At 62.0% G+C, this 8,178-nt stretch carries 12 protein-coding genes and 1 pseudogene; all 13 read left to right on the top strand.

Annotated features, from left to right (window positions below; all coding sequences use genetic code 11):
• Positions 1 to 1,175: 1,175 nt before the first annotated feature.
• The 13 genes and pseudogenes from IPM06_21805 to IPM06_21745 all read left to right on the top strand — a co-directional run bounded on the left by IPM06_21805 (position 1,176) and on the right by IPM06_21745 (position 8,176).
• A pseudogene (locus tag IPM06_21805) lies at positions 1,176 to 1,343 on the top strand (pentapeptide repeat-containing protein).
• Between the two features lie 806 nt (positions 1,344 to 2,149).
• Positions 2,150 to 2,440 (top strand): hypothetical protein, encoded by a 291-nt coding sequence (locus IPM06_21800; GenBank protein ID MBK8773044.1) that lies wholly within the window; start codon positions 2,150 to 2,152, stop codon positions 2,438 to 2,440.
• A gap of 337 nt (positions 2,441 to 2,777) precedes the next feature.
• Positions 2,778 to 3,185, top strand: coding sequence for a hypothetical protein (locus IPM06_21795; protein MBK8773043.1), 408 nt, complete (start codon positions 2,778 to 2,780; stop codon positions 3,183 to 3,185).
• Positions 3,133 to 3,552, top strand: a complete 420-nt coding sequence (locus tag IPM06_21790) for a hypothetical protein (protein ID MBK8773042.1) — start codon at positions 3,133 to 3,135, stop codon at positions 3,550 to 3,552. Before IPM06_21795 ends, IPM06_21790 begins: the two co-directional genes overlap by 53 nt.
• A 255-nt stretch (positions 3,553 to 3,807) precedes the next feature.
• Positions 3,808 to 4,056: a hypothetical protein gene (locus tag IPM06_21785; GenBank protein ID MBK8773041.1), complete on the top strand. Its 249-nt coding sequence runs from the start codon at positions 3,808 to 3,810 to the stop codon at positions 4,054 to 4,056.
• A 273-nt stretch (positions 4,057 to 4,329) separates the two neighbouring features.
• Positions 4,330 to 4,587, top strand: coding sequence for a hypothetical protein (locus IPM06_21780; GenBank protein ID MBK8773040.1), 258 nt, complete (start codon positions 4,330 to 4,332; stop codon positions 4,585 to 4,587).
• Positions 4,588 to 4,620: 33 nt separating this feature from the next.
• Entirely contained in the window at positions 4,621 to 4,875 is a 255-nt protein-coding gene (locus IPM06_21775) for a hypothetical protein (protein ID MBK8773039.1), read from the top strand.
• 205 nt (positions 4,876 to 5,080) lie between these two features.
• The gene (locus IPM06_21770; GenBank protein ID MBK8773038.1) at positions 5,081 to 5,371 is read left to right on the top strand and encodes a hypothetical protein; all 291 of its coding nucleotides are present in this window, start codon (positions 5,081 to 5,083) and stop codon (positions 5,369 to 5,371) included.
• Positions 5,368 to 6,183, top strand: coding sequence for a hypothetical protein (locus tag IPM06_21765; protein ID MBK8773037.1), 816 nt, complete (start codon positions 5,368 to 5,370; stop codon positions 6,181 to 6,183). The genes IPM06_21770 and IPM06_21765 overlap by 4 nt, the downstream gene beginning before the upstream one ends.
• Positions 6,123 to 6,659 (top strand): hypothetical protein, encoded by a 537-nt coding sequence (locus IPM06_21760; GenBank protein ID MBK8773036.1) that lies wholly within the window; start codon positions 6,123 to 6,125, stop codon positions 6,657 to 6,659. The genes IPM06_21765 and IPM06_21760 overlap by 61 nt, the downstream gene beginning before the upstream one ends.
• Before the next feature lie 100 nt (positions 6,660 to 6,759).
• Complete coding sequence (locus tag IPM06_21755) at positions 6,760 to 7,041, top strand: hypothetical protein (GenBank protein ID MBK8773035.1); 282 nt, start codon at positions 6,760 to 6,762, stop codon at positions 7,039 to 7,041.
• A complete protein-coding gene (locus IPM06_21750) occupies positions 7,017 to 7,457 on the top strand; it encodes a hypothetical protein (protein MBK8773034.1) in 441 nt (146 codons plus the stop codon). Before IPM06_21755 ends, IPM06_21750 begins: the two co-directional genes overlap by 25 nt.
• Entirely contained in the window at positions 7,454 to 8,176 is a 723-nt protein-coding gene (locus IPM06_21745; GenBank protein MBK8773033.1) for a hypothetical protein, read from the top strand. Before IPM06_21750 ends, IPM06_21745 begins: the two co-directional genes overlap by 4 nt.
• The last annotated feature ends 2 nt before the right edge of the window (positions 8,177 to 8,178 follow it).

Raw genomic sequence — 8,178 nt, 5'->3', positions numbered from 1 at the left:
GCTGCTAATCCAGATGATTGCCGGCGACATACGCGACGCCGACCTGTCGCCGGACTCCGACGACGCCGACCGGATAGCGTATGAGGTCGCCGCCGGGCAGTGCGCCGGCAACATCTTCCGGCGCCGATGACGGCGACGTTCACTATTACATCGGGAACTGAAGTCATGAGATTCTATTACCCGCCGAAAAGGCGAATATAAGATAGGTCAACTTGTGGAAGTCGGGGGCCATCGCATGCGAGTCGAGTCCTATTCGCACACCGGCAAAACCTAATCGCTACCACAACCTAAGGGGCGCCATGTTCATCCGCGCTGTTATCATCCTAACGGGTGCCCCGTCAATTGAAGGAGTTACAGCATGAACTACGCAACTAAAGGTGCACCGACATCATTACCGGTGAAAAGGGGATTTTTGCTTTCGACACCGCGGAATATCTAGCGGCCAGATGCGCCGCTCCAGTTTTCGTAAAGTCGCCTATTTTCCAGAACCTTGACCAGTTGGTTCACTTGGGCGAAAGAAAATAAGGTCGGTCTGTTCTGAACGGCGGGTAAAAGTGGGGCATGTCATGACCAGCAATCCAAAATCATCAAGGCCCCGGCGGATTGGAATATCCCATTCTCGGCGCGCTGGCATTGGCGAAGATGATAGGGATCCGGATCCCGGAGCGGGATATCATGGATCACCTGCATGTAACCGTTTGCGTCGTACAGAACCGGACTTTTTACACCGGCATCGGGCTACGCGACCGACGGCCGCCGCGGGTTCTGCACCGCCTGCTGGCGGACGCTGGGGGCTGTCGACATGTCGTTCTATGACCGGGCGGGCATCCAGGATACAACGTGGACAGCATAAAGGACCGGGCGACCAAGGACGCGCGTTGTGAGTGCGGTGGGCCATGCGGCGAGTTCACGCGGTCGGAGATGGATGAGTTGCGGGATCTGTTACAGATTATCTAACCCGGCTGACCCCAGACTTTGCGCTTTCAGGAGTGGGGCGCCCCAAGTGTAGGGGTTGCACCGGGCCGCGCGCACCGCGGCGCACTGAAGAGGGGGCACAACGTGGACATAAAAATAGGGCGGGAGTAATCTACGGGCAGTAGGCGGGAACCGCTGCGCGCGGCCGATTTGACGGGGCCGACTTTCTTTACGGGCCGACTTGTGCGCGGGAGCGCGACTTGCGCGGGCCAACTAGCGCGGTCACCCAGCGGGCCGAGCCGGCCGACTTGCGCGGGGCCGACTTGTACGGGGCCGACTTGTACGGGGCCGACTTGTACGGGGCCAACTTGAGCGCGGCCGACTTGCGCGGGGCCGACTTGTACGGGGCCAACTTGTACGGGGCCGACGGAATAATCGGAGCCGGTTACCCAGATGGGTGGACTGCATATGGGTGGCAGCGCGATGGGCGCCTATCTATTCGCATCGGATGCCGTGAAAAGCGCCTATACGAGGCCCCGCAATACCGGGCCGACAAGCCGGACCGCCGTGAAGTCTTGGCGGTAGCCGAGTACGTCGCCGCAGTGGCGGGCTATCCGCGGGTGGCAGCTATGAACTGCCCTGAACCATTTGCATGGCGTGAAGCCGTCGCGGTGTTCGCAGTCCTGAACCTGCTGGCATACATGTTGTACGCGGCGACATGAGCGCCGTCGCGCACTACCACGCCATAATCGCGCACGGCCGCGCCTCGCCGAGTGCCTGCACGATCGCTGCGCCGTATCGGACTCGCGGCAGCGCATCAGCGTCGCCTGTGATGAAGCGCACGGGCAGGTGGAACTCATTTGATGCGATGGTGTCAGAACGTATTCAAGGCGAAGCCGCGCCCACAACGAAAGGGGAACCATGAAACCCAGAACCGCGGACAACGTCGTTATCGGCGACCTGTGCTGGTCCTGTTTCGAATTAACTGCCGCCGGCGACGTGGGGGCAGTCCACTACTGCGACGAAGCCCGACAGATACGCGCTACATGTACGCCCGCGCCCGCCGTTGTAAAAATCAGCCAAGAGGATATGGACATGATCACCGCCACACTGTTCAACAACATGGGCACCGAGCACGTCCTGAACGCTGGCGCGCCCGAACTGCCGGATGACCTCATGTGGCTTGTCGACTGCGTTGAACGGCTGCAACCTAGTGACGACGAGTGCGCCATCCTTGAGGCAGTGGAAGAGGCGGGCTTTCACGCCGGCCAGCATCGCCGCCCTGGGGCCCGCCGAGCTGGACATCGAGAACCCGGACACCACAGTCAAGATGATCGACGCGCTGGCCGACGCCGACATCAACACCGTCGACAATCTCCGCCGCGCTCCCCTCCTGTCCCGGCTCGACGACGCCGACATCAACACCGTCGACGAGTTGAACACCGCGCTGGCCCTCCTCGACAGATTGGAAGATGCTGGCGTAGAGACGCTCGCCCACCTTGACGCCATACTGGAGTCAACATAATGTTCGGCGCCGAAGGCGGCCGTGTGGACCGACGGGTTGGGCGGCGAAATGAATCGCAGGACGCGAACAACAACTGATGGAGGCAATCATGGCCACTACCGGCTTGCTGCGGGCCTAGCGCGGCACCGGCTGAAATGCCGGCCATTTTATAGAGCGTAGAGCCGGGACGGTAGGGGTTTGCGCGCCCCGACGAAGTTGCGCAGCGCTATGGCGTCGCCGGGTTGAAGCGTGGCCCGCGTGGACTGGTGACGCCCAACGTTTGAGTTGAGGGGCTGAGCGGCATTATCGCGTGGCTCCGCTGGAACGATTAGTTAGAACGCATTTTAAGGAGAAGACGATGGGAAGAGAACTGAAGCGCGTGCCGTTGGATTTTCAGTGGCCGATGGACAAGCCGTGGAGTGGTTACCTGAACCCGCACTACGCGAAGAGTCGCAATTGCGCCGCTTGCAGTGGCAGCGGAGCCACAACGGCAAGCCAGCGCCTTGGCGACCTTGTGTCGCTGCTGATGCTGTCAGGAACCGACGCGCTGAGAGAGGCGCATGCCACCTACTTGTGCGAGGCACCACTTTACAGCACGCAAGGAAAGACGTGCGGCGCGGACATGGCAGAACTGACTGCTGGCCTTGCTGGCCGCACACCGCCCTTCATCGGGCACGACGCCTGCGACAAATGGTCTGCGACGAAGAAGATCATTGCAGCAGCGGGACTGCCGGAAGAGTGGGGGACGCCAGGAATGCAACGGTAACGGGACGATCTGGGATTCTCCGGAAGCCGAGCAGGCGGCAGACGACTGGACGCGCAGCGAGCCGCCTACTGGCGACGGCTACCAGATTTGGGAGACTGTCAGCGAAGGCAGCCCGATTTCCCCGGTGTTCGCCACGCCAGAAGAATTGGCGCAGCACATGGCCGGAACGCGATGGGGTGCCGACAAAGGCAGCAGCGTTGAAACGTGGTTGAAGTTCATCAACGGCCCCGGATGGGCGCCAAGCATGGTGATTGACGCGAACGGAGCGGCGCGATTGCCTGCCTACCTCGGTGCCGGGACGATGCGAAGCTCAACGGCGAGGGGCTTGGAAATGGCGCGCATGGCGGCTGAATACCGTGACCGCTAACGATCTAGGTGACCGGCGCCAAGTTCGGCAGCGGCTAGCATGGCGCAGCCTCCGCTGGAAACGCCGGGTTAGCCATCATGTTCGGAGAGAAATGGACATTTTAGAAATTGCGATTGCACAGCGCATCGGTGGCGCAGACGGAGAATGAGTTGAGGCGCTATGCGCTGAGATATGCCGACTGCGCAGTAATGAAGTTGTGGCGTGGGTGGTCGAAGACGGAATAACGATCAGGGAAGATTTTGCGGCAATGCTCGGATGGACTGGCGCGACCGTTGGAACTGGCGTGCTATCCCGAAGTCTTGGTCGCCCATGCTGTACTCGCCAATGATGGCTAACGTGGAGTTCAGCGAGGCTGCGCCGTTGAGCACGCGATGTCTGTTGATGCCGAAGCTGTCGGTTGGGCATATGGAAAGTGCGTTGCGCTCGGCCTCGAGAACGGGAAGCCAAGAGAGCGCCATGATGATGGACCGGCTGAAGCTGATGCTCGGCGGCTGGGGGGTCTAACGTGATGTGTTCGCCATCTGGCGTATAACTCTACCGCACCGACTCCACGCAATCCTGATGAAGCCGACGACACTGCCCGAACGTCTCGATAGCCCTGGTACTCCCAGCGGCTAGCATGTGGCCCGCGGCCGCCGACACGCCGGCGCCTGACCTGACAACAGCAGGCCGACCTGCTGCTGATGCAGGTGCGGCAGCGCCACGCCCGGCGACGAGAGAGGCTGGGCAGCCCGACTCGCTGTCGATCGACAGCCTACTCAAGAAATGGAGGACGTGATGACGATGTTATCGGACTACCTGAAAGCTGAAGAGGCCGACGTCGACACCGACCCCGGCGAGTACAGACCTGGCGGCGAGTCGTGCTGGTGGCGACGCCGGGGCAGCCACCACGACCCCGTAAAGACCCACCTGCGCGACCGCACGGTAGAAGCCGAGACCGAAGCCGTGCGAGCGGTCGCGGAACTAAATGACGGCCTCGCGGTCGGAGTGCTGGAAGAACAAGAGGCCATTGGCCTGTTATCAACTGATGAGTGAGGGAAGAATGAACGAACACCGAAGGGTAACAACATGACGTGGCCAACCCCAGACCTCGCCGCCACGCGCGCCGCCGTCGACCGCAACCTCAGCCGCTGCATGGAACTGATCGAGACTGATCCCACGCGCGCCCTACAGGCCGCCGACGCCGCCGCGCGCCGCCATGCAGGATCTGTTCTATCAGGTCTGGCACCGCCACCACACGTCAGGCACCGGGAGGGCGACGCGATGACTAGCGACCAGCAGCAGATCTACGACGACCCCAAGGCCATGCCGGAGCAGACATGATCCCTAATGAGTGCGCATCTAATGACTCGCCTTGGCTTATCTGCAAGCCTTGCGTGTCAGATGGAAAGTGCAAAATTGCCGACCAACTCCGCGCCGCGCAGGTTGCGATACTGAGAGAGGCGGCCGAACAGGTCGCCCATGTCTACGGCGAGGGCGAGCCTATTCGGTTTATGCTGCTCCGCATGGCTGATGGTCTGGACGAATCATGCCCCTGATGCTAGACGACATGCGCGCCGAGTTCGCGCGGTTCCTGGTCGCGGACCCCGCCGCGCGGTTCCGCATGGACGCCGCCCTGGCGCACGTCATCGCGCTGGCCTACCGCGCTGGGGTTGAGGACGGCGAGAAGGCGGACCGCACGCCCGACATGTGCATGTGGGTCGTCACTAAAGGCGGGCGACGTATATGTCAGCCGCCTAAACTCTATCATCGTGACGGGCCGGGTGCCTGCGAGTGTGCCACGCGAGGCCCTGACTACTGCGAGGTACATGCGGCATGATGGATACCATAGTATGCGATTTCGAGACATACTACGCCGCCGACTACACGCTGTCGAACATGACGACGGAGGCGTATGTCCGTGATGGCCGTTTCGAGGAGATCCTGCTGGGCGTCAAGGTGAACGACACCAGGCGTTCTGGCTGCTACCCGACCGCGCCGCCGCGTTCCTGCGAGAAGAAGTGGACTGGGCCGACACGGCACTCATTTGTCATCACAGCCACTTCGACGGCCTCATCCCTCTCCCATCACCACGGCATCCGGCCGGCCATGCACATCGACACGCTGAGCATGGCGCGCGTGCTCGACGGCCCGAAAGCCGGCAACTCGCTGCACGACCTCTGCATCCGCCACCTGCCCGGTCGCCAGGGCGACTACGTGACGTTCGCCAAGGGCAAGCGCGCCGCCGACTTCAGCAGGGAAGAGCGGGCGGAGTACGGCGCCTACTCTGTCAACGACTGCGAGCGTACCTACGACCTGGCGCAGATATTCCTGGAGCAGATGCCGGCGGCGGAGTTGCAAGTCATCGATACCGTAGTGCGTATGTTCACCGAGCCGGTATTCCTGGGCGACGTCGACAGGCTCCGCGGCGCGGTAGCGACGGAGCGCCGGCGCAAGATCGACGTGCTGCGGCGCATCGGCATGCTGTGCCCAGTGTGCGGCGGCGATGGCGCCGACCGAACCCAGGCCATCTCGCCCGACCTCGTGCTGCCGTGCAAGAAGTGCGCGGGCACCGCGTCGACAAGAAGATCGTGGGGTCCAACGACAAGCTCGCCGCCCTGCTGCGGGAGTACGGCGTCGAGCCGCCTGTAAAGACCAGTCCCACGACCGGCGAGCAGATCTACGCCTTCGCCAAGACGGACCCCGGCATGCAGGATCTGCTGGAGGACGAAGACGAGGAGGTCCGGTGCATCGCCGAGGCGCGCATAGCCGTGAAATCGAACATCGTCGAAACGCGAGCCGCACGGTACCAGCAGTGCGCCGAGCGCGGCGCGATGCCTGTCTACGTGTCCTACGGCGCCGCGCACACGTTCCGCATGGGCGGCGGCGACAAGATGAACTGGCTCAACATCTCGTCGAAGCACAACGAGAACCGGCCCGAACTCTCGGTCATCGCGGCGTCCATCATGGCGCCGCCCGGCCACAAGATCATCACGGCCGACTCGGGGCAGGGGGAAGCCCGCATCACAGCCCTGGCTGGCTGGCCAGCACGACCTCGTGGAGGCGTTTGCCCAGGGTCGCGACGTCTACAGCGAGCACGCATCAGTCATTTATGGCCGGCCGGTTGATCGGAAACTGAAAATAGTTCAGCCAGACGGAAAGGTTGTGGCGCCTGACCACATACCTGGCCAACTAGGCAAGGTTCAAATTCTGGGATGCGGCTTCGGAATGGGGTACCTGAAAGCCAGCGCCGAGCTGCTCAAGGGCATGCTGGGGGCGCCTCCCATCCAGTTCGGGATGGCCGACATGGAGACCCTGCAAGTCGACCCGAGTCGTTTCCTCAACAACCCCGGCAAGGTGAAGGCGGTATCCGAGTTACCAAGTCGTTTAAACCTAAACGATATGCTCATCCACGCCGCCGTGACTAATGCGCTGATTGATCGGTACCGCGCCAGGATGGACAAGATTGTCGCCTACTGGGGCTCATGGAGCAGGCCATTGACGCCATGATTGCCGGCCGTGAGATGGTGTTCGGCGCGCACGGCGTCATGCGTACCGCCAAGGACAAGATCTGGATGCCCAACGGCTTGGCCATGCGATACGACGGCATCTCGCGCGACGAGCACGGCCAGGCCAGTTACTTCAATGGTCGCAACCGGTTGAAACTTTTTGGCGCCAAGTTGGTCGAAAACACCGTGCAGTGCATCCACTACTGCATCGTTAGTCGGCAACTGCTGGAGATCAGGAACTTATTGATAGTGGCCCTGTCCACCTATGACGACGTCGTGACTGTAGTACCAGAAGACGCGGCGGCGGACGCGCTGGCGTTCATGGTTCAGGAGATGAGCAGGACGCCAGACTGGGCGCCAGGGCTGCCGCTCATCGGCGAAGGTAAAATTGGAGACACATTGAAGGGGGCATCATGATTTTGATCGGCCTGGCAGGAAAAGCAGGAAGCGGGAAAGATTCAGTCGCAGACTATCTCGTGCGGCACTATGGCTTCATCAAGTTCAGTTTCGCCGACGCCCTGCGCCGCGAAGTGGCGGCGGCGTTCGGCGTCGTTGACGGCCTGCTGCGCGACCGCGACACGAAGGAGGAGCCGTGCTCCGCGCTGGCGCTCCGGCATTGTTTCGACGCTGGATTCGTCCCCATCGCACGCGCTGAGATTGCCAAGTGGCATCACGACAGTTACTTCGACCTTGACGCCCTCCCGCTGTCGCCCCGTCAGGTTCTCCAGTGGTGGGGGAGTGAATTCAGGCGCGCCCAGAACCTTGGCTACTGGCTTGACCGGGCCGATATCTGGATCGACCGGGTGCGTAGTCAGGCGCTGTACCCCGAATTCGTGCCGCAGCTCTTCGTGTGCTCCGATGTGCGGTTTGCGAACGAGCGGGAGTGGGTGCACATGTGCGGCGGCAACGTGTGGCACGTCTACAGGGACTCCGTCGCCGCCGTCTGTGCCCACGAATCCGAGAACCCGCTGCCGGTGCTCGCCGGTGAGCGCGAGATATTCAACTACCACACGCTGGAGTACCTGCACAAGGGCGTCGACCAGTTGCTGTCGTCTGCCGCCAGGTTCGTCCGCATGGAGCCGCCGGCACCGATGACGGAGCCGCAGTTTCCGGACTTCGACAACTTGGATGGGTGAGG

The organism is Hyphomicrobiales bacterium, from assembly GCA_016710435.1.
Lineage (GTDB): Bacteria > Pseudomonadota > Alphaproteobacteria > Rhizobiales > Aestuariivirgaceae > Aestuariivirga.
The sequence above is the reverse complement of the archived record's forward strand: the minus strand, read 5'-3'. Positions and strand labels throughout refer to the sequence as shown.